The organism is Labrys monachus (assembly GCF_030814655.1).
Taxonomy (GTDB): Bacteria; Pseudomonadota; Alphaproteobacteria; order Rhizobiales; family Labraceae; genus Labrys; species Labrys monacha.
Map to the genome: position 1 here is coordinate 2,903,129 of NZ_JAUSVK010000001.1, position 21,499 is coordinate 2,924,627.

14 protein-coding genes are annotated in these 21,499 nt (G+C 64.1%); 6 read left to right on the forward strand and 8 right to left on the reverse strand.

What is annotated here, in order from left to right; genetic code table 11:
* Nucleotides 1–32 precede the first annotated feature (32 nt).
* The 6 genes from J3R73_RS13140 to J3R73_RS13165 form a co-directional block, all read right to left on the reverse strand.
* Complete coding sequence (locus J3R73_RS13140; RefSeq protein WP_307427427.1) at nt 33–605, reverse strand: nucleoside 2-deoxyribosyltransferase; 573 nt, start codon at nt 603–605, stop codon at nt 33–35.
* Between the two features lie 310 nt (nt 606–915).
* On the reverse strand, nt 916–1,998 hold the full coding sequence (gene ada / locus J3R73_RS13145; protein ID WP_307427430.1) for a bifunctional DNA-binding transcriptional regulator/O6-methylguanine-DNA methyltransferase Ada: 1,083 nt from the start codon (nt 1,996–1,998) through the stop codon (nt 916–918).
* A 435-nt stretch (nt 1,999–2,433) separates the two neighbouring features.
* On the reverse strand, nt 2,434–3,870 hold the full coding sequence (locus J3R73_RS13150) for an IS1182 family transposase (RefSeq protein ID WP_307427432.1): 1,437 nt from the start codon (nt 3,868–3,870) through the stop codon (nt 2,434–2,436).
* 1,365 nt (nt 3,871–5,235) lie between these two features.
* Nucleotides 5,236–6,285 (reverse strand): DUF2278 family protein, encoded by a 1,050-nt coding sequence (locus J3R73_RS13155; RefSeq protein WP_307427435.1) that lies wholly within the window; start codon nt 6,283–6,285, stop codon nt 5,236–5,238.
* A gap of 7 nt (nt 6,286–6,292) precedes the next feature.
* A complete protein-coding gene (locus J3R73_RS13160; protein ID WP_307427438.1) occupies nt 6,293–8,302 on the reverse strand; it encodes a phospholipase D-like domain-containing protein in 2,010 nt (669 codons plus the stop codon).
* 213 nt (nt 8,303–8,515) lie between these two features.
* A complete protein-coding gene (locus tag J3R73_RS13165; protein ID WP_307427441.1) occupies nt 8,516–9,598 on the reverse strand; it encodes a DUF2252 family protein in 1,083 nt (360 codons plus the stop codon).
* Nucleotides 9,599–10,504: 906 nt separating this feature from the next.
* Between J3R73_RS13165 and J3R73_RS13170 the strand changes: the two genes are divergently transcribed.
* The 3 genes from J3R73_RS13170 to J3R73_RS13180 are packed head-to-tail and all read left to right on the forward strand — an operon-like array spanning nt 10,505 to nt 14,215.
* Entirely contained in the window at nt 10,505–12,016 is a 1,512-nt protein-coding gene (locus J3R73_RS13170) for a sugar ABC transporter ATP-binding protein (RefSeq protein WP_307427444.1), read from the forward strand.
* A 15-nt stretch (nt 12,017–12,031) separates the two neighbouring features.
* On the forward strand, nt 12,032–13,081 hold the full coding sequence (locus J3R73_RS13175; protein WP_307427447.1) for an ABC transporter permease: 1,050 nt from the start codon (nt 12,032–12,034) through the stop codon (nt 13,079–13,081).
* A 24-nt stretch (nt 13,082–13,105) separates the two neighbouring features.
* Complete coding sequence (locus tag J3R73_RS13180; RefSeq protein ID WP_307427451.1) at nt 13,106–14,215, forward strand: ABC transporter substrate-binding protein; 1,110 nt, start codon at nt 13,106–13,108, stop codon at nt 14,213–14,215.
* A 266-nt stretch (nt 14,216–14,481) separates the two neighbouring features.
* On the opposite strand, the gene J3R73_RS13185 is transcribed toward J3R73_RS13180, so the two are convergent.
* Nucleotides 14,482–15,432, reverse strand: a complete 951-nt coding sequence (locus J3R73_RS13185) for a LysR family transcriptional regulator (protein ID WP_307427454.1) — start codon at nt 15,430–15,432, stop codon at nt 14,482–14,484.
* A gap of 387 nt (nt 15,433–15,819) precedes the next feature.
* Here J3R73_RS13185 and J3R73_RS13190 point away from each other — a divergent pair, with 387 nt between their 5' ends.
* Together J3R73_RS13190 and J3R73_RS13195 are read left to right on the forward strand one after the other, a co-directional pair.
* Nucleotides 15,820–16,521 (forward strand): cyclase family protein, encoded by a 702-nt coding sequence (locus J3R73_RS13190; protein ID WP_307427457.1) that lies wholly within the window; start codon nt 15,820–15,822, stop codon nt 16,519–16,521.
* Between the two features lie 14 nt (nt 16,522–16,535).
* Nucleotides 16,536–17,942, forward strand: a complete 1,407-nt coding sequence (locus J3R73_RS13195; protein WP_307427460.1) for an amidase — start codon at nt 16,536–16,538, stop codon at nt 17,940–17,942.
* Nucleotides 17,943–18,166: 224 nt separating this feature from the next.
* Here J3R73_RS13195 and lhgD read toward each other — a convergent pair whose 3' ends face one another.
* On the reverse strand, nt 18,167–19,378 hold the full coding sequence (gene lhgD, locus J3R73_RS13200; RefSeq protein WP_307427463.1) for an L-2-hydroxyglutarate dehydrogenase: 1,212 nt from the start codon (nt 19,376–19,378) through the stop codon (nt 18,167–18,169).
* A 367-nt stretch (nt 19,379–19,745) separates the two neighbouring features.
* On the opposite strand from lhgD, the gene poxB reads away from it, so the two are divergent.
* On the forward strand, nt 19,746–21,473 hold the full coding sequence (poxB, locus tag J3R73_RS13205; RefSeq protein ID WP_307427466.1) for a ubiquinone-dependent pyruvate dehydrogenase: 1,728 nt from the start codon (nt 19,746–19,748) through the stop codon (nt 21,471–21,473).
* The last annotated feature ends 26 nt before the right edge of the window (nt 21,474–21,499 follow it).

Here is a 21,499-nt window from a genome sequence, read left to right on the forward strand (position 1 = left end):
GGAGGGCCGGCCGCGGACCGGCTCGCCGGGACTCAGGCGAGATGGCGCCGGGCCGCGATGGCGAGGCATTCCTCGAAGGCCTGCAGATTGGTGAAGCGCTCCGCTTCCGGCACCGGCCGCCGCACGAAGGTGCCGCCACGCGTTTCGATGCCGCCGTCGAGCATGAGGTTGTCGGCCATGTCGAAATCCTCGATGCTCAGACCGTCCGGGCCGGCCGTCGCACCGTCGGGCCGCTTTGCAACCCTGCCGCCGTAATAGTCGTGCAGGGCGCGCTCGAAATAGCCGCGCGCGCTGTTGGTATAGGCGTAGACGGGCCGGCCGAGGCCGCACATGAAGCCGAGCTCGAACACGGTGCCGACATCGGCGCTGATGCCGCGAAACGGCGTGAGATTGGCGATGATCAGGTCGGCATGGCGCATCATGCCTTCATTGACGCCGCTGATCGCCACGCCCCGCTCGCGCTTGCTGTTCGTCTCGGGAATGGCGAGGTCGCCGGGAACGAGCGGCGTGAAGCCTGCGGCCCGGGCGAGTTCGGCCTTGCGCGCCAGGATCATCCGGGCATTGCTCAGAAAGACCTCGGGGCCGGCCAGGTAGACCTTCACCATCTTGCTCCTCACCGCCGGATCGATGACGGGGGCTTCCCGAATCCGGTCACCGTCCCCTGGTGCCGGAACCGGACCGGCGGATCAACCGACAAGTTCCGGCCGGTGCATCACGCCGGGGTGAGAAGCCTCGCCCCGGCCGCCGATGCCGGACGGTCACGCGTGGGGGTCGGGACGACAATCTCATCGGTCGAGACTATGTCTCGACCCCCATCCCTTACCCCCCGACATTTCCGCAGGAAATGCGGCGCCCGCAAGGGGAAGGGAGACCCGAGCGTTGCACCCGCCTAAGTTAAGTTAGCGCATATGACGGTCACGCCTGCGCCTCCGTCTCGATCAGGCGGCGCTTGCGCTCGACGCCCCAGCGATAGCCGGACAGGGCGCCGTCGGTGCGCACGACGCGGTGGCAGGGGATGGCGACGGCGAGCCGGTTGGCGGCGCAGGCCTGCGCCACGGCACGGACCGATTTGGGTTCCCCGATGCGCCTGGCGATCTCCGCATAGCTCGCGGTCTGCCCGCAGGGAATGGCCCTCAGCGCCTGCCAGACCCGCTGCTGGAAGGCCGTGCCGCGCACGTCGAGCGGCAGGTCCAGCCCGAGGCCCGGCGCCTCGACGAAGCCGACGACCCTGGCGACGAGGTCCTCGAAGGTGGCATCGCCGCCGATCAGTCGGGCCTTGGGGAACATGTCCTGGAGGTCGCGGGCGAGCCTGTCCGGATCCTCGCCGAGCAGGATGGCGCAGATGCCCTTCTCACTGCAGGCGACGAGGATGGAGCCCAGCGCGCATTCGCCGACGGCGAAGCGGATCGCGGCATCCGTCCCGCCATTGCGGAAGGCGGTCGGCGTCATGCCGAGGACGTCGTTGGAGCGCTCGTAGAAGCGGCTGCTCGAATTGAAGCCGGCATCGTAGATCGCTTCCGTGACGCTGTTCCTGCCGTCCGCCAGCTGCTCGCGGACCTTTTTGGCGCGATGGGCCGCGCCATAGGTGCGCGGCGTCAGCCCGGTCGCCGCCTTGAAGAGACGGTGGAAATGGAACGGGCTCATCGCGGCGGCCTGGGCGAGGTCCTCCAGCGGCGGCAATTCCTCGGCGCTCTCGATGCGGCGGCAGGCCCGGGCGATCGCGGCGGCGTGTTTTTCCGCCAGCGGCGCCTCGTTCGGGCGGCAGCGGCGGCAGGCCCGGAAGCCGGCCTGCTCCGCCTCCTCGCAGGTGGCGTGGAAGGCGACGTTCACGGGCTTGGCCAGCCGGGAAGGGCAGGTGGGCCGGCAATAGATGCCGGTCGTCCGCACCGAATAGACGAATGTGCCGTCGGCGGCAGGGTCGCGGCTGAGAAGGATGCTCCAGCGCGGATCCCGTTCGGCGGGCGTGCGGAAATCCGCGGTATCAATGGCGACGTTCATCGCATCTGTCCTCGATTGATCATGTCGCATCGATAGGCCTCGCCCGCATGGCGCACACTCCGGCGCTTGCTTTCAATTCCGGCGGAGCGGATGCAGGCAATATAGGGCGGCCCGAGGGGGACGCCAGTCTGTCCAAGGCGCCGCGATGAAAAGCAAAGACGCGACTTTTGCCATTCGTGTCTCCTGGGACCGCGGGCGTCTCGCCCATATGCGCTAACATAACGGAAATACCCGCCTTCTCCCTGTTCGGGAGAAGGTCCCGGCAGGGGGATGAGGGTCTAAACTTCAACGCAGATAGCTCAATAGTCGCGCTGGAATTGCAGAAGTCTAGACCCTCATCCGGCGCTTCGCGCCACCTTCTCCCGCATCAGGCTGTGCGAGAACTCCGCGCAGTCTTGGATTGTGTCCGGAACCTGTGGGCGAGGAAGATTGATTTCATAGTGGATTTGCTTTGAGGGCTTCCAGGAGGGCTGGAATGCCCAGGATTGCGGTAACCCGCTTGAGATTGAAGCCCAGGACGGCGAGAGCCAGTTCAGCTTTTGCCTTCTGGAGGCCTCGCAGCAGGAAGCGGGGATAGCCCAGCATCCATTTGATGGTGCCGAAGGGATGCTCTGCCAGTTGGCGCCGCTGCTTCATCAGGGTCGGGTTCTCGATGGTGCGCCGATGCATGGCCTGGCGAGCGTCCTCATAAAGGTGGCGCGTGATCTGCCGGCTCTGAGCCTTGGTGCATTTGGGTTTCAGGGCACAGCCGCCGCAGGCTGTGGTCGAGTAGCGCTTCTCCTGCTCGGTCTGGGAGATGCAACGAAGCGAGAGGATCTCTCCCGCGGGACAGGTCCAGCTGTCGCTGGCCGCATCATAGGAGAAGGCCTCGCGGCTGAAGAGGTCGCCATTCCTGGCATTGACGGTCTTTTGGCGAGGAACCGCAGCCGTGATGCCCGCCGATGCGCAGGCCTCGCCCTGCTCGCCATTGGAATAGCCGGTATCGGCGACCACGGCGAGGCTTTCCACCTCCAGCGCCTCCTTGGCCGCCTGAGCCATCGGCAGGAGCTGGGCCTGATCGTTGCAATCGTTGATCAAGTCGAACTGCGCAATCAGGCCATGCTTGTCATCCACGACGCTCTGGGCATTGTAGGCAACCTGATGGCCGTGGCGGGCTGTCTTCATCAGGCGTGCCTCGTCCTCGCCGATCACCTTCTGGCTGAGCCCCGCGGCAGCCAGATCCCGGGCCTGGGCCTGGATCTCCTCGCGTCGCACACGCAGGCTCGCAAGGGCTTTGGCGACATCCTCCGGTCTGGTTTGAGCCTCGGCCGCGGCCTCCTCGCGATCGGCTTGATCCATCGCCTTCAGATGATCGGCAATCCGAGCGTCGAGCTTGGCCATCCGCTTCTCCAGTTCCTTGGGCGTGATCACCTTCTTGCGACTGGCAACGGCTTCGATCTTGGTTCCGTCTAGAGCTACCAGCTCTCCACCATACAGGGACTGGCCACGGCAGAACCGGATGAAGGATCGGCACACCCCTATGATCGCCTCGACATGCTCCTTGCGGAAATCGGCAATCGTCTTGAAGGAAGGCGTCACGCGGTTGACCAACCATTGTACCTCGATATTGCGCACGGCTTCCCGTTCGAGGCTGCGGCTGGAGCGTATACGGTTCAGGTAACCATAGACGTACAGCTTCAGTAGATCGGCAGGCCGATAGGGCGGCCGGCCTGTTGCTTCGGCTTCGACTTTCGAAAATTTCAGCCCATTCAAATCAAGGCCATCGACAAAGGCATCGATGACACGCACCGGATGATCACCACAAACAATCTCATCAAGGCTCGAAGCCACCAGAGATCGTTGATAGCGCGATTCTCCAACAACATGTGCCATAATGATCCTCCGATACTGTAGAATAACATTACAGCATATTCTAAGTACTTTGGGAATCGCTCGGACGGGTTTTCACACAGCCTGGCATGGGAGAAGGAAAATCGCGCTATTGTCGGCAAAGTTAGCGCATATGGGCGAGACGCCCGCTCTGGAAACGCCGCGCTCGAAGGTTGAAACGTTGCGCTTGGGGGTGGCAAGAGCGGGCGAGACGCCCGCGGTCCCAGGGAAGAACGCCGGGCAGGCGATAGTGCGGCTGGTCATCCCGGATCTGCACCGCACCCCTGCGGGGTGCCGTGCGCACGGGATGACGGGTGATAGCTCTGCGGGCACGCGTCTTCGTCGCCGCGCCCTGTCCGGGCCGGATTGTGCAAGGGAAGATCGGGGCGACGACGGCTGTTCTGGTGTCAGCCGTGGTGCGGTGTAGGATCGTGGTCGTGAGGAATCGGGGCCTCGCATGTTGTGCAAGGCCGCCGTCGCCCCTTTCCCGCCAGGCCGGGACGCGCCAACAGGCAACGCGCCGGAGCCAGGCTCTTTCCCATCGATCCGATCAAGCTTTCGGCCTGAACCCGGACTGCCGGACGGGAGGCATCGCCGGCGCCGGAGGGCACGGTTCCCTCCATCACCAGTCCTGCCGGACAGGCCACACATCCCGCCACCGCTTCCGGGCCAGGGAAGCCAGTCGGGACGCAAGCCTCACCCACGGAACGGGCGGGACAGGGGCCTTGGCGGACGGCTTATATCTTCGCCGCACCCCGCCGGCCGGAGCAGCCGGGTCCCCGTGCTGCTGCGGCCGCGGACGCTGCGGGCCGGGTTTGCCGGCCGCCGGCGTCCGACAAGGCGATCCGGCCTGGAAGGCCGGCGCCTCTCCTGTCTCGCGCGGGATCTGCGGCAGGCCCGAAGGCGGCCCGATCCCGGCACGTTCCTCATCAAGCCCCGTGTGCAGACCTGACGGCCGGGTGATCGCACACCCGGCGCTACCGGATGTCGGCGGTCCCGGCATTGCTCGTGAGAGCAATGGGGCGGTCTGCAGCGATCCCTCTCGGCGCCGGCCCAGCCATGGCTTCCAACACCATGGCAAGACGGACAGGCGCCTCGATACGGCTGGCGCGCCGCAAGCGTAAACCGGGATCGCCCGGAGTGGGTGGAAGGCACGGGGCGGTATCGCGAACCTTGGCCCCGCCGCTCTTCATTCCGAGAGAAAGTAGGCCATGGGGGAGGGCGGATGTCAAGATTTGTGCGTGATTTGTTCCGAATCTCGAAGGAGAATTCTCGCTGGCCAAGGCTATGGCCCGCTGGATCTCTCAGCCACCTGAGGCGACCTTTGTCATGAAGGTTCGATCCAACCAACTGTCCGATCAGATCGCGTCAGGACTGGAACGGGATTGTGCGCCCAGGCTGCCGAGCCTGTTCACGCGTATATGAAACTCCGTGTACCTTGATCCCACGACCATCGAGTAATGTGATGACCCCCCCCTTGTTCGACAGCGTCATTGGTGCTTCGATATCCACCACCCTCGTTATACCGGGAGCGATCACACCCCGAAGGCGGATTGCATTTTTTTGCTTGTCTTTCAGTGTCCAGTCGGTGACGTCGACGGGACAATCGGATGTGTTCAACAGCGTAACGGTCTCATGCTCCGGCGTCCGAATATCGTTCACATAGGCGGCGACGATCCGTACCAGCCCGTCAGGTACATCGAGCGTGGGAATTCCATCGCGACTGACGGGAGTATGAGGAAGATGCGGATGCTCTGGATCGGCGTGGATTATGGGCCGCGCCGTCGTATCGTCCGAATGCCATGCCTGACTTTGAAATTTCAAAAAGGCCGCCACCCACTGTTTTTCGGTTGGGAAGGAAAAGACTAGTCCCCCATCCTGCCAAGGACCGTTGTCCTGATCATGTTTGCCTTTGGGATTTCCTTGATTCATATGGATGTCGTGGATCCCCCGCCCCGGTTTGAAACCGAAATATGCGTCGGCCTTATTCTCCTCGGGGCCCCAGGCTGCCCCAAACGCATAGATGACAGCAAATTCGTCGGACATGGCGCGCTGCACGTATGCATCGATCTTCTCATTCAGGTCGTTGTCCGGACCGGATGCTGACATCGGGAGAGGCCTGAATTCCCAAGGCTGCGCAAGGTTTCCGCGAATGAAATCAATCGCCGCACCACCTGGCGCGCTCGCAATTGCAGTCAATCCGCCTGGCAAGGATTCCCAGACTTCAGTGATCGGATGTTCGAAGTGTGAGTTGACGATAAATTCGACTTCGCTCCCATCATCCGAGCGAACATTGATGGCGATGCGAAACAGGACGCCATTGGCAGACACGAGCACTTGGTAATGCGGGTTTTTGCCCGTCGCGATGCGGCTACTGATCGGACGCCCCTTGAGGGCGGAATAATTTTCGATTGGCATAACCTAGTCACTCCGTAAAATAGCTCGCCAGGCGCCGGGATGCGGTCTTCTGCCAGCTATCGCTCGTTTTGAGAAATCCTTCCCAGCCGGTTTGATCTGGGCCGGCCGTACTTTGCTGCCCCTTCTGTTTGGCAGCGATCTCGGCCTCCGTTGCCCGGAATTTGTAATGATCGTAGACGTCGAGCACATGTGCGGCATAAGCCTGTGCAATCCCCTGATGCCCTCGCACGATCACCAAATTCTCATCGTTGCTGTAAGAGGCTTTGTAGCCTTGGTTATGACTGCCAAATGCAACAACGCAACTTTGCGAATCCATTGGATCAATCACCAATATCTTGTCGTGAATGATGGCGCCGGCGCCATTGCCGAATGCTGTCAATCGTTCATTCAATTTGAAGTCGCCCAGGCCCTGAACGAGGTTTTTGTCGGTCAACGCGGTGGCCCTCACGACGGAGACGCCAGCTTGCTGAAATACATGCGGGGACCAGGCGGGTATCTTAGGCCCCGATCCTGCTTTGCGGCCGGGTTGATAGAGCCACATAGCCTTCGGATCAGATATGGCTCCGATCACCTCAAGCGAGGTGTCCCTTATTCCTAGATTGATCGCCTCTCCCACGATCGAATTAGTACCGCCTTGGGAAGGATAAAATATGAGAAAAAAGATCGAGCGCTTGGCTTGTCGCATGAATGAAAATAGCCGTGCCATATCCGGAGGGACAGAGGGAGCTTTGGTCTTGCTCGTAGTTGGCTGAGAAGCCCCCGGAACATTTGGTGAGTACCAAGCTTCCAATGTGGCTCCGCCACTGAACGTTGTGGTTACTGGAGCGAGATCAAATTTCTTCAGGTCGTCACCTTGACCAGCACCGGTCGCGACAGCGTTCAAGGGTACAGGATCCATTTGCTTGTCCTTGAACATTTGGTCCCAATAGGAAACATAGCCTGCGGCGACGACCGCGTCGTCGATGACGGTACAGTTATTGCTTTGTCCAGCGATGCCGGTCGAGGTCCAGTTCGTCGAACCAGTCAATACTTGCGTAGCAGTTTGAGGATTCGGCATGAAGACAACGAATTTGTTGTGACCGATATGACCGGAACCGTTGAACATCCGATTGATCAACCGAAATTTCGAACCCGGCCGATCTGCAATGGCGCGCAACTTCTGACGTGCGGATGAGTTGCGGGTATCGTAGATAGTTTGTTTTGCTCCGTCCGATCCTTCAATTGAGGCGTCGCCGGCATCCGAAAGGATAAGGTCAATTCGGTCGGCGTGGACAGCAAGCAGGTCGACCAGTTCCTTGTCATCGAGTTCATAGAGTGCCGCCCGGAAACGGCCTCCGACATTCTTTTCGAAGAAATCATGCATAAGCGGGATGACATCACCCGTTAAATAATTGCGCAGCCAGTCACCAGGTGTGGTGAGATGCCTAACGAGTTCGCCGTCCTCCACCTTGCCATCTTCCGACAGCACATTGCGCAGGAACTGTGTGGATAGGATGCCATTGGTAAACGTCGCGCGGAAGGGCGGTCGCAACGCCGTCACTTCTACGACATTGGTAAAGGCCGCAGGCGTTAGGTAACCTAGGGCCCTCGGTGGGCCATCGTATGTATGAGCTACGACTTGTCCGGTGGCACGATCGATGTGACTTTCCGGGATGGTTTCGACTTTCTCAAGCCCGGGTTTGAGATCACCCACGGCGCGAATTTGGTACCGAACACGCTCATTATCGGGGCGTCGCCCAGAGCCATCGCGCTTCTTGCGCAACGTAAGATCGCGCCAGGTGAATTTTTGTATCGGCCAAATAGTTGTATTCTGTGCTTGCCATTTCGTATTGTGTTGACCAAGGAACGGTACATAGGAGGCGAGCGGCCGTCGGAGTGTAACGTCACCTCCCTCGTCGAGGTACTCGCGCACGATGTTAAACCCGAGGCATCCCTCAACAAGATCATGATCAAGACGCCAAGCCAGAAATCCCACTTCATTGTTCGAAAACGCGATAGCCTTGACGATACTTACCATTTTTCTTATCCTTGCCACGAAGATGAAACGACCCATCAGAAATATCGCATTATTTATTCCGAATAAATTTATTTAAAACCAAAATTTTACAAAGTTTTATTTCTTTATATTAATAATACTTAGTTTCTCAGATGAGAAAATACAGACTGCGTATTCATGGCGCGACTTGACTTCGCGGAGTAACGCGGGATCGAAGGAATATTGGATTCCTATTCAGGTTTCAGCATCAAATTGCGCGGTATCCGCGACATAGCGATCGAAATCACGCCCAACCCACTCGGCGGCTTCCTTGGCGCTTTTGTATAGCCAGTCTGCCGACCGCTTCTCTAGGTCCCCTTTGATATCTCTGGTGTCTTCGTCACGAACACCGTGGATTGCAGCGAGATCGGCTCCCATGGCGGTGAGCAGGCGCTCGTCGAGGTCAGCGCCTTCCGGGGCGCCGAGGTCGATCTTACGGGAGTCGGCCGCAAGTCGGCGAGCTACGAATTGATCCTTGTAAAGCGCCAAGAAAGGATCGGGGGCCCGAAAACGTCCTTGTGCAAGCTTCAGGAAATTCGAAGGATGCCCTGGTTGCCTATGCGCCCAGTGCCAAGCGGATGGCACGACAGCCTTGGCTTCCCGAACGATGCGACCGCCGCACCATTTTGCCACCACGATATAGCGAGGTCTCCCGAGACTGCCCCCTCCCTTGGTGCGCGGAGCGAAATGTTCAATGCAGGCGTTGCCGGGTAGGGCAAACCGCAGCGCCTCCTGTGCGAGTGCTGGCGGTGAGCCGTGGCGAAGATCCTCGATATCCCGCCAAAAGCGTTCACGGTCGCTATCGGAGCAGGCAATCCTACTCCGCATCCAAGTAGCACGCTCATCGAGCAAGGTCGGACGGCGATTGTCCAGCCCCTTCTCGTAGCCGAACAGGACGGCCTCGCAAGTGCGGCGGGACGAAAGCGCGAGGTTGGGCGTGAGCCTGACGCTCGTGGCAAGCCGCAGCAGGTCAAGAGTATAGGGCATGACTGCGGCTTCATCGAAATCGTTCACACCCCAGACAAGCCGACCGTCAGCATCGCGCCAGGTTCCAAAATTCTCCACGTGGATGTCGCCGACTGCAAGAACAGCAGGCGCATCGATCAGCCCGGGACAAACCCCTTCGATTGATCTTGCCCAGCGAAAGTATGTGGCTCTCAGAAAGACAAAAGAATTACGCCGCATACGACAATGCTTTCGCTCAAGGTCCGCCTCGACCACATCGCATTGCTTGCGGAGCCAAGTTTCGTATTCGGCATTGACATGCATGAACGACATGGAACCTCACGGGTAGGCGAAACATTAATATTTATTTAATAGGTATAGAAACATGAATATAAACATCCGCCGCGATACAGGTACTTTAATTTGTCGATTGGTTTATAAAAATCAGTGGGTAGCGAAGCATTTCTCCGAGTATATTTATCTCGAATTACACGATATTCTGGCTCTGGGAAGCTAATGCAAGCCTCTCTGCACGTCCAATAGTTTTATTTCCCAGCGCAGAGACAAGAAGATACGAGCGGCTGCGAGGATAGCGTGAACGCTGCGAATGCCTATTATCCACCGCTACCAAGTTGCTGCAGGATAGAAGGTCTGCGTGAAATATCCGTGAATAATCGACTATACAATATAGAAAGTTGAAAGGGCGTGTTATAGTGGGTACATAGGCAACGCCTCGTTTCCCTTCCCCACGCATCAAACCGCACGTGCGGTTTTCCCGCATCCGGCTTTCCGACAGACTTCATTGCAGGCTCACTGTGGTGGCGTTCGGCGTCGTGGTGAGATGTTTGACGCCGAGTGTCGCGAAGATTTTTCCCCAGGGGGCCGCGTTCCTCGTCCACTTTCCTTGTGCCGCTTGGCAAGGAAACGTCTGACGCGATCGCAGACGTGCCGATCGATGGCCCGACAGGCCGCAGGCCGAGCGCCATAGCGAAGATGTGGGACCTCACGACAAGGACCTCCCTTTCGGCCGCGGCAGCAGCCCCCAACGGCGAACGCCATTCCGAAGGCGCTCTCGCCCGTCAAGCCGCCGCCTACTCCCCTCCGGCGCAATTTCCCTCGTCGATCCGCCGATTGTTCCGCAGAGGTCTTTGACAGCTCGCCCGGAGTTCCCGATAACAGACGAAATCGGTCGGAGTACCGAGGAATCGCCGGCACGATCCGGCACCGGGAGGATGCGCCATGCAGGGGGAGGGGACTCTCCGTTTCGAGGACGTCGTCAAGACGTTCGGCGGCACGCGCGCGCTGAAGGGCGTCAGCCTCGATGTCCGCCGAGGCGAGGTCGTCGCGCTCCTCGGCGAGAACGGCGCCGGCAAATCCACCCTCATCAAGATCCTCGGCGGCATCTTCCGGGCAGACAGCGGCACCATCACCATCGGCGGCGAGCCCTATCGCCACCGCGTGCAGGCGCGCGGCGAGCGCCAGAGCGTCGCCTTCATCCACCAGGACCTCGGCCTCGTCGAATGGATGACGGTGGCCGAGAACATGAGCCTGCCGCAGGGCTTTTCCAGCCATGGCTGGTCGGGCCTGTTCCGCCTGATCGACTGGCGCCAGGCCGAGCGCCGGGCCGAGGCCGCGCTGAAGCTGGTCGGCTGCGACATCGACCCGACCATGCGGGTGCACAGCCTCAGCCGCACCGAGAAATCGCTCGTCGCCATCGCCCGCGCTCTGGTGGTCGACTGCGATTTCCTGGTGCTGGACGAGCCGACCGCGAGCCTGCCCGCCGACGAGGTGGAGCGCCTGTTCGAGGCGATCCGCCGGCTGCGCGCGCGCGGCGTCGGCATGATCTATGTCTCGCACCGCCTCGACGAGATCTTCCGCATCGCCGACCGGGTCGTGGTGATGCGCGACGGGCTCAAGGTCGGCGAGAAGCCGGTCTCGGAGACGACGCCGGACGAACTGGTGAGCCTCATCGTCGGGCGCTCGACGCTCGAACTCTTCCGCAAGGCGGACTGGCATTCCGGCCCGGTCCGCGTCGCGGTGCGCGACGTGGTGACGCCCTCGGCCGGGCCGGTGAGCTTCGAGGTGCGCCAGGGCGAGCTCCTCGGCCTCGTCGGCCTGCGCGGCGCCGGGCATGAGGAGATCGGGCGCGCCTTGTTCGGCGCCGTGCCGCATCGCGGCACCATCCTGCTCGACGGCGCGGTTCCGGACCTGTCCTCGCCCCGCACCGCGCTGAAGGCGGGCATCGGCCTCGTCGCCCGCGACCGCATGGAGGAATCGCTCGCTCCCTCGCTCACCATCCGCGAGAACGCCTATCTCAATCCGGCGGCGACCGGGCGCGGCCTGTTCTCGCCGCTGTCGCCCGCCGCCGAGGCCCGCCGGGCGAGCGCGCTCGGCGTCACCGTCGGCCTCAGGCCCAACGATCCCGACCTGCCGATCGAGGGCCTGTCCGGCGGCAACCAGCAGAAGGTGGTGGTCGGGCGCTGGCTCGCCACCGGCCGGCGCCTGCTGGTGGCGGAGGACCCCACCGCCGGCGTCGATGTCGGGGCCAAGGCGGAGATCTACCGGCTGATCGCCCGAGCCCTGGAGGAGGGACTGGCGGTCGTCGTGGTCTCCACCGACTTCGAGGAGATCGCCCATATCTGCCACCGCACCCTGGTGTTCAACCGGGGCCGGATCATCGCGGAGCTTTCGGGCTCCGGCCTCACCACCGAAGCGGTGATCACCGCGGCCTCCGCATCGGAAGCGGCCTGAGCGCAAGGAGTTGCCATGTCGACGAACTCGATCAAATCCGACGCGCTGGAGCCGACGCGCGGCGAGCTGAAGAACGCCTCGGCCGGGGAGCGCCTGCTCCGGCGGCTGCCGGTCTACGGCCTGCCGATCCTGACGCTGGTGCTGATCGTGCTGTTCTCGGCGATCCTGCCCCAGACCTTCCCGACCATGCTGAACGTGCGTTCCATCGTCATGGACAAGGCGATCATCGCCATGCTGTCGCTGGCGGCGATGATCCCGATGGCGGCCGGCAAGATCGACCTCACCGTCGGCTACGGCATCGTGCTCTGGCACATCCTCGCCATCAGCCTGCAGACCATGCTCGGCCTGCCCTGGGAAGCCGCCGTGGTCATCGTCATCGTGCTCGGCGGGCTGATCGGCCTCCTCAACGGCGTGCTGGTCGAGGTGGCGCGGATCGACAGCTTCATCGCTACCCTCGGCACCGGCACGGTGCTCTACGCCATCGCGCTCTGCCATACCGGCGGGCGGCAGGTGGTCGGCACCCTGCCGCAGGGCTTCCTGGCGCTCAACGGCACCATGGTTTTCGGCCTGCCGATCAGCGGCTTCTACGTGCTGGGGCTCGCCATCCTGCTGTGGCTGATCCTCGAGCATCTGCCGATCGGCCGCTATCTCTACGCCATCGGCGCCAATCCCAAGGCGGCGGCGCTGAACGGCATTCCCGTGCAGCGCTTCACCGTCGGCGCCTTCATCGCCTCGGGCGCCCTGACGGCGGTGGCCGGCGTCCTGCTCGCCTCCAAGCTGCGCATCGGCCAGGCCAGCGTCGGCCTCGAATATCTGCTGCCGGCCCTGGTCGGCGCCTTCCTCGGCTCGACCACCATCAAGCCCGGCCGCGTCAATGTGTGGGGCACGATGTTCGGCGTCGCCATCCTCGCCGTCGGCATCGCCGGCATCCAGCAGTTCGGCGGCTCGTTCTGGGTGGAGCCGCTGTTCAACGGCGTCACTTTGCTCATCGCCATCGGTATTGCGGGCTATGCCCAGCGGCGCCGCGGCTCGGTACTCAAGAACTTCAAGAAGACGGGCGCCTGACCCGTCATGCACCGGAGGAAACCTATGTTGAGACGTACCCTTCTGATGGCGGCTGCCAGCGCCGCATGCCTGACGCTGGCGCCACTGGCCGCCCGCGCCGACTCCCTGGTCGACGAGGCGAAGGCCGTGGTCGCCAAGGCGACGGGGCGCGCCGACAAATGGGACGGCCCCACCACCGGCCCGAAGGCGGTCGGCAAGAAGACGATCGTCTATGTCGCCGGCGACATGCGCAACGGCGGCATTCTCGGCGTCTCCCAGGGCGTCAAGGAGGCGGCCGGCGTCATCGGCTGGACCTATCGCGAGATCGACGGGCAGGGCACCGTGTCCGGCCAGGCCGCGGCGCTGAGCCAGGCGGTGGCGCTGAAGCCCGACGCGATCATCGTCGGCGGCAGCGACGCGGTGGAGCAGAAGGCGGGCATCGAGGATGCCGCCAAGCAGGGCATCACCCTGGTCGGCTGGCATGCCGGCGCCAAGCCCGGCCCGCTCGACGGCGTGCCGATCTTCGCCAACATCACCACGGACGCCATGCAGGTGGCGAAGGTGGCGGCGATGAAGGCGATCGCCGATTCCGACGGCAAGGCCGGCGTGGTGATCTTCGCCGATTCCACCTACGCCATCGCCATCGCCAAGGGCCGCGCGATGGAAGCCGAGATCAAGAAATGCACCGGCTGCTCCGTGCTGGCCTTCGAGGACACGCCGCTCTCCGACGTCTCCACCCGCATCCCGCAGCTCACGACGACGCTGCTGCAGCAGAACGGCGCCAAATGGACCCATTCGCTCGCCATCAACGACCTCTATTATGACTTCATGCCGCCGGCGCTCTCGGCGGCCGGCATCGCCGGCGACGGCGATCCGCAGAACATCTCGGCCGGCGACGGCTCGGAAGCCGCCTATCAGCGCATCCGCGCTAGAGATCACCAGGCGGGCACGGTGCCGGAGCCGCTGGCGATGCAGGGCTGGCAGATCGTCGACGAGCTCAACCGCGCCTTCTCCGGCCAGAAATGGTCAGGCTACGTGCCCGGCGTCCATCTGGTGACGCCCGACAACATCGCCTTCGACGGCGGACCGAAGAACGTCTTCGATCCCGACAACGGCTATCGCGACGCCTATAAGAAGATCTGGGGCGTGCAATAGGCGGCATGGCCAGGTTGCCGACGGTTCTTCGACCGTCGACACCCCTCCCATATGCGCTGACTTTACCGAAAATAACGCGATTTTCCTTCTCCCATGCGGGAGAAGGTGGCGCGAAGCGCCGGATGAGGGTCTGGACTTCTGCAATTCCAGCACGACTATTGAGTTCTCTGCGTTGAAGTTTAGACCCTCATCCCCCTGCCGGGACCTTCTTCCGGCTCGGGATAAGGCGGGTAATTCCCCTATGCTAGCGCATATGGACACACCTTCTACCGCATGCGCCCGCCCGGCGGCCTCTCGGCCGTCAGGCGTGCCCGCCACACGCCCCTGTCGACGAGGTCGGCGATGACCTCCGCCAGCACCCGGGCGACGCCGTCGCTGCCGCGCGGGTTGAGGGTGCGCTGGGAGACCACCACCGACAGCCGCCAGGATGGCGCGGGATCGACGATCGGGATGGCCGCCATCTCGCCGCGCTCGATCTCCGTCGCCAGGGCGAAATGCGGCAGGATGGTGTGAAAGCCGGAAAAGCGCACGAGCTGGGCGATGGCCGGCAGGCTGTCGCAATCCATGGCGGCGACCTCGATGTCCTGGCGTGAGGCGAGCCGCTCGACGAGAATGCGCGCCACGTTGGGGCGGCCCGGCAGCACCAATGGCTGCTCGAACACCTGACGGAAGGGGACGGAGGCCGCACCCGTGAGCGGGCCGTCGGGCGGCCCGAGCAGCATCAGCTCCTCCGCCATCATCTCGGTCCAGGCGACGTGCTCGAACGCCTTGTGGTCATAGAGCAGCGCCACGTCGAGCCGGCCGGCCCGCAGCAATTCATCGAGATAGCCGGTCATCGTCTCGACGATGTGCAGCCGGATATGCGGGAGCCGCTGCGACAACGCCTGGAACAAAGGCAGCGACAGGCCTCGGCACGCCGATGTCGGCAAGCCCACCGAGACCCGTCCCGACGGGCTTGCCGCCTGGGATCGTATGGAGTCCCTGGCGTGGTCGGCCTCCTGGATGAGGCGGCGGGCATGGTCGCAGAACTGCAGCCCCAACTCGGTGAGCGCCACGCCCCGCGCATGGCGCATGAAGAGTTCCACGCCCAGCTCTTCCTCCAGGCTCTTGATCTGCTGGCTCAGGGAAGGCTGCGCCACGCGCAGCATCTCGGCCGCCCGCGAAAAGCTTCCGCAATCGGCGATCTGCACGAAATAGCGAAGCTGGCGAAGATCCATGGCGTTCGGCGATCGCAGGTTGGGCCGGCCCGGCGGCCGATCGGGATCATTCTGGCGCGGCCGGCGCGATTGTATAGCGCTTTCCGCTCCGGGCCGCCGGCGGATCGCCCGGGCAGGGCGTATGCAAAGAAAGCGGGCTATCGCCTCGCGATATTGCGCAATTTTTCATCCAACTGTTTGAAATCGGCCGGTGTTCCTGCCGCATGCCCAGGGAGGAGGCAGTTCCCGGCGGACTCCATAGGCCTGCCCTATGGCTCGGATCGGAAATCCATCTTTGCCGCCCGGCCCAAGCTGCGGATATCGTCCGGAGGTGGGAATTCATTTGGCCGATCGCCCGGGCCGGTCCGCTCGAGCCCGTCGCGATCGCCAGCATCCAGGGAAACGGACATGGCCCAGCGCATCGTCGATCTCAGCCTCGCCATCGAAGACAACATGCCGGCGCACAAGCTCTTCCAGCGCCCGGTGATCACCAAGCATCTGAGCCATGAGAGCACCAAATCCTTCGGCCTCGGCGTTCCCGGCGACGCCATGACGTTCCAGACCAATTTCATCGCCATGCTCGACCATGTCGGCACCCATGTCGATGCCTTCCGGCATGTGAAGGAGGACGGAGCGCCCATCGACGAGATGCCGCTCGACATGTTCATGGGCAAGGCCGTCTGCTTCGACCTGCGCCACATTCCCGATCTCGGCGACATCGAGGCCTCCGACATGGAGGAGGCCGAGAAGAAGGCGGGCGTGACGGTCGACGGCCATATCGTGCTGCTGTGCACCGGCTTCCACAACCGCAACTATCCGAGCATCGATTCGGTGTGGAAGAACCCGCTGCTGACGGTGGCGGCGACGAAATGGCTGCATGAGCGCGGCTCGCGCATGCATGGCGTCGAAGGCCCCTCGACCGACAAGCCGACCGACAACATCTTCGCGCAGCACCGGCTCTGCCGCGATCTCGGCATCAGCCATTGGGAATGGCTGGTGAACCTGGAAGAGCTCCTCGGCAAGGGCGAGTTCCAGTTCTTCGGCGTGCCGCTGAAGTTCAAGGGCGGTTCCGGCTCGCCGGTGCGCGCCTTCGCCATCCTGCCGAACTGACCGGGGAGGGCGGCATGTCGGCTGAATTCGACCATATGACCGCCCTTGAGCTGCGCGCCCGCATGGCGCGCAGGGACATCTCGCCCGTCGAGGTGACGCGGCGGGCGCTGGAGAAGGCGCAGGCGACGCAGGATACGCTCAACGCCTTCTTCGTCCTCGTGCCCGAGGAGGCGATGGCGGCCGCCCGGCGTGCCGAAGACAAGGTGACGGCGGGCGAACCTCTCGGGCCGCTGCACGGCCTGCCGTTCTCGGTGAAGGACCTCATCGCCGTCGCGGGCCTGCCTTATGCCTCGGGCTCGCGCGCCATGGCCGGCAACGTCGCCCGCGTCGACGCGCCGTCGGTGGAGCGGGCCCGCGCCGCCGGCGGCATCTTCATCGGCAAGACGACGACGAGCGAGTTCGGATGCAAGCCGGTGGGGGACAGCCCGCTGACCGGCGTGACCCGCAACCCCTGGAACCTCGACAAGACGCCGGGCGGCTCCAGCGCGGGTGCCGCGGCTTCCGTGGCGGCCGGCATCACGCCCTTCGCGCTCGGCACGGATGGCGGCGGATCCATCCGCATTCCCTGTTCGTTCAGCGGCCTCGCCGGTCTCAAGGGGCAGTTCGGCCGGGTGCCGGTCTGGCCGACCTCGGCGACGCCGAGCCTTGCCCATGTCGGGCCGATCGCCCGCAATATGGGCGACGCCGCTTTGCTGTTCAGCGCCATCGCCGGCTACGACGCCCGCGACCCCGCCGGCGTCGCCGGACCGGTCCCGGATGTGCTCGGGGCCGTCGGTGCCCCGGTGGCGGGCCTGCGCATCGCCTGGAGCCCGACGCTCGGCTATGCCCGGCCCGAGCCGGAGGTCGTGCGGCTCTGCGCGCAGGCAGCCCTGCGGCTGCAGGACCTCGGCGCCGTGGTCGAGGAGGTCGACAGCGTTTTCGAAGCCGATCCGGCCGATCTGTGGACGGCGGAATTCTATGCCGGCGTCGGCACGCGGCTGCGCGCCGTCATGCAGGACCAGCGCGGCCTGCTCGATCCCGCCGTCGCCGAGGTGCTGGACGTGGCGCTCAGGCAGGAGATGCAGGCCTACTACGAGACGGTGTTCCGGCGCCACGCGCTGCGGGACGCCGTCCGCAGCTTCTTCGAACGCTATGACGTGCTGCTCTCGCCCGTCCTGCCGGTGACCTCGCTGCCCGTCGGCTGCGACATCCCGCCCGCTCTGGCGGACCGCAATCTCGTGAGCTGGGTGTTCTACACCTATCCGTTCAACCTCACCGGCCAACCCGCGGCCTCCGTCTGCGCCGGCCTCGCATCGGATGGGATGCCGGTCGGATTGCAGGTGGTGGGCCGCGCCCTGGGCGAAGCCGACGTGGTACGGGTTGCCTCGGCGGTCGAACGCGCGAGGCCGGCCGTCGACCTCCGGCCGCCGGCGTTCCGATAGAGCGTCATGGTTTCAGGTCGAACCGCAGAGCCCGTCATTCCGGGTGAACCGAAGCGAAAGGCCGGAACCCATACCCGCAATACTGACAGGACAGTGTCTATGGGTTCCGGGCCCGCCCTTCGGGCGTCCCGGTAGGACGGCCACGTTTCCATCCAACCGCGTCGCGTCCCGGGGCATGAAGCGGACATGGGGGGCGTCATGCTTGTACACGCCCGCGCAAGGCCTCACGCCGGCTTCCATCCGAACCGCGCGACCGCCCTGTCGACGATCTCGTTGCCGATCGGGATCGACGAGGTCGCGGCCGGCGAGGGCGCATTGCAGACATGGACGGTGCGCGCCGTCTCGCGGATGAGGAAGTCGTGCACCAGCGTGCCGTCGCGCAGCACCGCCTGGGCGCGGATGCCCGGGCGGTAGGGGGTGAGGTCGGCCAGGCCGAGTTCCGGGCAATAGCGCTGGCAGAGCTTCAGGTAGCGGCTCCGGCTCAGCGAATTCCGCATCTCGTCGATGCCCGATTTCAGGTTCTTGCCGATGAGGCGCCGGAAGCCGGGATAGGCGATCATCTCGCCGAGATCCTTCAGGTTGACGTCGGTGAAGCGGTAGCCCTCGCGGGCGAAGGCGAGCACGGCATTGGGCCCGACGGTGACATAGCCGCCGATCATGCGCGTCAGATGGACGCCGAGGAAGGGCAAAGCGGGGTCGGGGATCGGATAGATCAGGTGCTTGACGATGTCGTTCCTGTCGCTGCCGAGGCGGTAATATTCGCCGCGGAACGGCACCATGCGGAAATCGAGGTCGAGGCCGCAGAGGCCGGCGATGCGGTCCGCCATCATGCCGGCGCAGGCGATGAGGTGGCGGGCGGTGATGACCGCGCCGCCGGCCTCGATGGTGACGCCCGAGGCCTCCTCGCGGATGGCGCGGACCTCGCTGCCGGTGAGGATCGTGCCGCCGCGCTCGACGGCGAGCGCCGCCATGCGCCGGGCGATGGCGCCATAATCGGTGATGCCGCTCGTCGGCACGAACAGCGCGCCGAGCCCGCTGATATGCGGCTCGCGCCGCGCCAGCTCGGCGGCGTCGAGCCGCTCGACCGGAATGCCGTTCTGGACGCAGCGCTGCTCCAGCGCCGCCATGCGGGTCATCTCGAGCTCGTCGGTCGCCACCAGCAGCTTGCCGCATTGGTCGAAGGGCAGGCCGTGCTCGGTGCAGAAGCGGATGGTCGCCTCGGAGCCTTCCTTGCACAGGCGCGCCTTGAGGCTGCCCGGCTGGTAATAGACCCCGGCATGGATGACGCCGCTGTTCCGCCCAGTCTGGTGGAGCGCGAGCTCCGGCTCCTTTTCGAGCACCACGAAGGAAAGGCCGGGGAAACGCTCGGTCACCGCCAGCGCGGTCGCCAGTCCCACGATGCCGCCGCCGATGATCGCCAGATCGAAATTGCTCATGAATGAACCCGTGGTGACAAGAAGCGATGCGTCGGCAGCTCGGAGGAGCCGGCGCGCCGATCGGTGAGGATCAGGCCACGGCGCATGCGATGGAGCTGCGGACGATATTGGATGTTTCGCCGCGCCGATAGGCCGGAGCGAGCCCCGCAAGGGGGAGTTCCCCCATGATCTCGCGCCTGCCGGCGCCGTGACCCGCAGGGCGCATCGAGGGCGGCACGCAAAATTGCCCCGTCGGACATGCCATTCGGCCCTGCATGGTGGACATATCCGGCCGGAGGGGAAATTGTACCGTCCGATCGTCAGTCGGGGGCGGATGCATCGAGACTGTCCGGCAGGACAGGGCGAGACGCCCCATGAGGAGAGAATCATGGCCAGAACAGTTGCCGACCAGATGGTCGAGACCCTCGCCGCGGCCGGTGTGCGGCGCATCTATGGCATTGTGGGCGACAGTCTCAACGGATTCACCGATGCGCTGCGCCGCCATGGCGGCATCGAATGGCTGCATGTGCGGCACGAGGAGGTCGCCGCCTTCGCCGCCGGCGCCGACGCCCATGTGAGCGGCGCCCTTGCCGTCTGCGCCGGCAGTTGCGGCCCCGGCAACCTGCATCTGATCAACGGCCTGTTCGACTGCCAGCGCTCGCGCGTTCCCGTCGTCGCCATCGCCGCCCATATCCCCTCGCCGGAGATCGGCTCGGGCTATTTCCAGGAGACGCACCCCGAACATCTGTTCCGCGAATGCAGCAGCTATTGCGAGCTGGTCTCCAGCCCGGAGCAGATGCCGCGGGCGATGGAGATCGCGGTGCGCCGCGCGATCGCGGAGCGCTGCGTCAGCGTGCTCGTCATCCCCGGCGACATCGCCTTGCGGCCGGCCTCCTCCGCACCGGCCTCGAAGGCATCCGGCCTGGCGCTGGCGCAGCCGACGGTGACGCCGCCGGAGGACGAGGTCGACCGCCTCGCCGCGCTCCTCAACAGCGCGCGGCGGATCACCTTGCTGTGCGGGGCCGGGTGCGAGGGCGCGCATGACGAGCTGATCCGGCTCGCCGAGGCGCTGCAGGCGCCGATCGTCCACGCCATGCGGGGCAAGGAGCATGTCGAGTGGGACAACCCCTACGACGTCGGCATGACCGGCCTGATCGGCTTTTCCTCCGGCTATTACGCCATGGAATCCTGCAATGTCCTGCTGATGCTGGGGACGGATTTCCCCTACCGGCAATTCTACCCGAAGGCGGCCCGCATCGCGCAGATCGACATCCGGCCGGAGGCGATCGGCCGGCGGGCGCCGGTCGAATTCGGCCTGCTCGGCGCGGTGGCGCCGACCTTGAGGATGCTGCTGCCGCGCCTGAAGCCGAAGGCGGACAAGGCGCATCTGGAAGCGGCGGTCAAGCATTACCAGGAAGCCCGGCGCGGTCTCGACGAATTGGCGACGGGCAAGCCGGGCGGCCAGCTCCACCCCCAGCACATCGCCCATGCGCTCAGCCGGCTCGCCAGCGACGACGCCATCTTCACCTGCGATGTCGGCCTGCCGACGGTGTGGGCCGCCCGCTATGTCGCCATGAACGGCCGCCGGCGCCTGATCGGCTCCTTCTGGCACGGCTCGATGGCCAATGCGATGGCGCAGGCGATCGGCGCCCAGGCCGCCTTTCCCGGCCGGCAGGTGATCTCGCTGTCGGGGGACGGCGGCTTCACCATGCTGATGGGTGACCTTCTCAGCCTGGTGCAGCTCAAGCTGCCGGCCAAGATCGTCGTCTTCAACAACGGATCGCTCGGCTTCATCGAGCTCGAGCAGAAATCGTCCGGCTTCCTCGACAGCGGCACGGAACTCGTCAATCCGAATTTCGCGGCCATGGCCGAGGCGGTCGGCATCAAGGGGATCCGCATCGAGGATCCGGCCGAGGTGGAGGACAAGCTCGCCGAGGCGCTCGCCCATCCCGGCCCGGTCCTCGTCGACGCCGTCGTCAACCGCATGGAACTCGCCATGCCGCCCAAGGTGACGACGGAGATGGCGAAGGGCTTCACGCTCTATATGCTGAAGGCCGTCCTCAACGGCCGGGCCGACGAGGTCGTCGAGCTCGCGCGGTCGAACCTGCTGCGCTAGGCGCAGGGCATCCGCGGGGAAAGTGA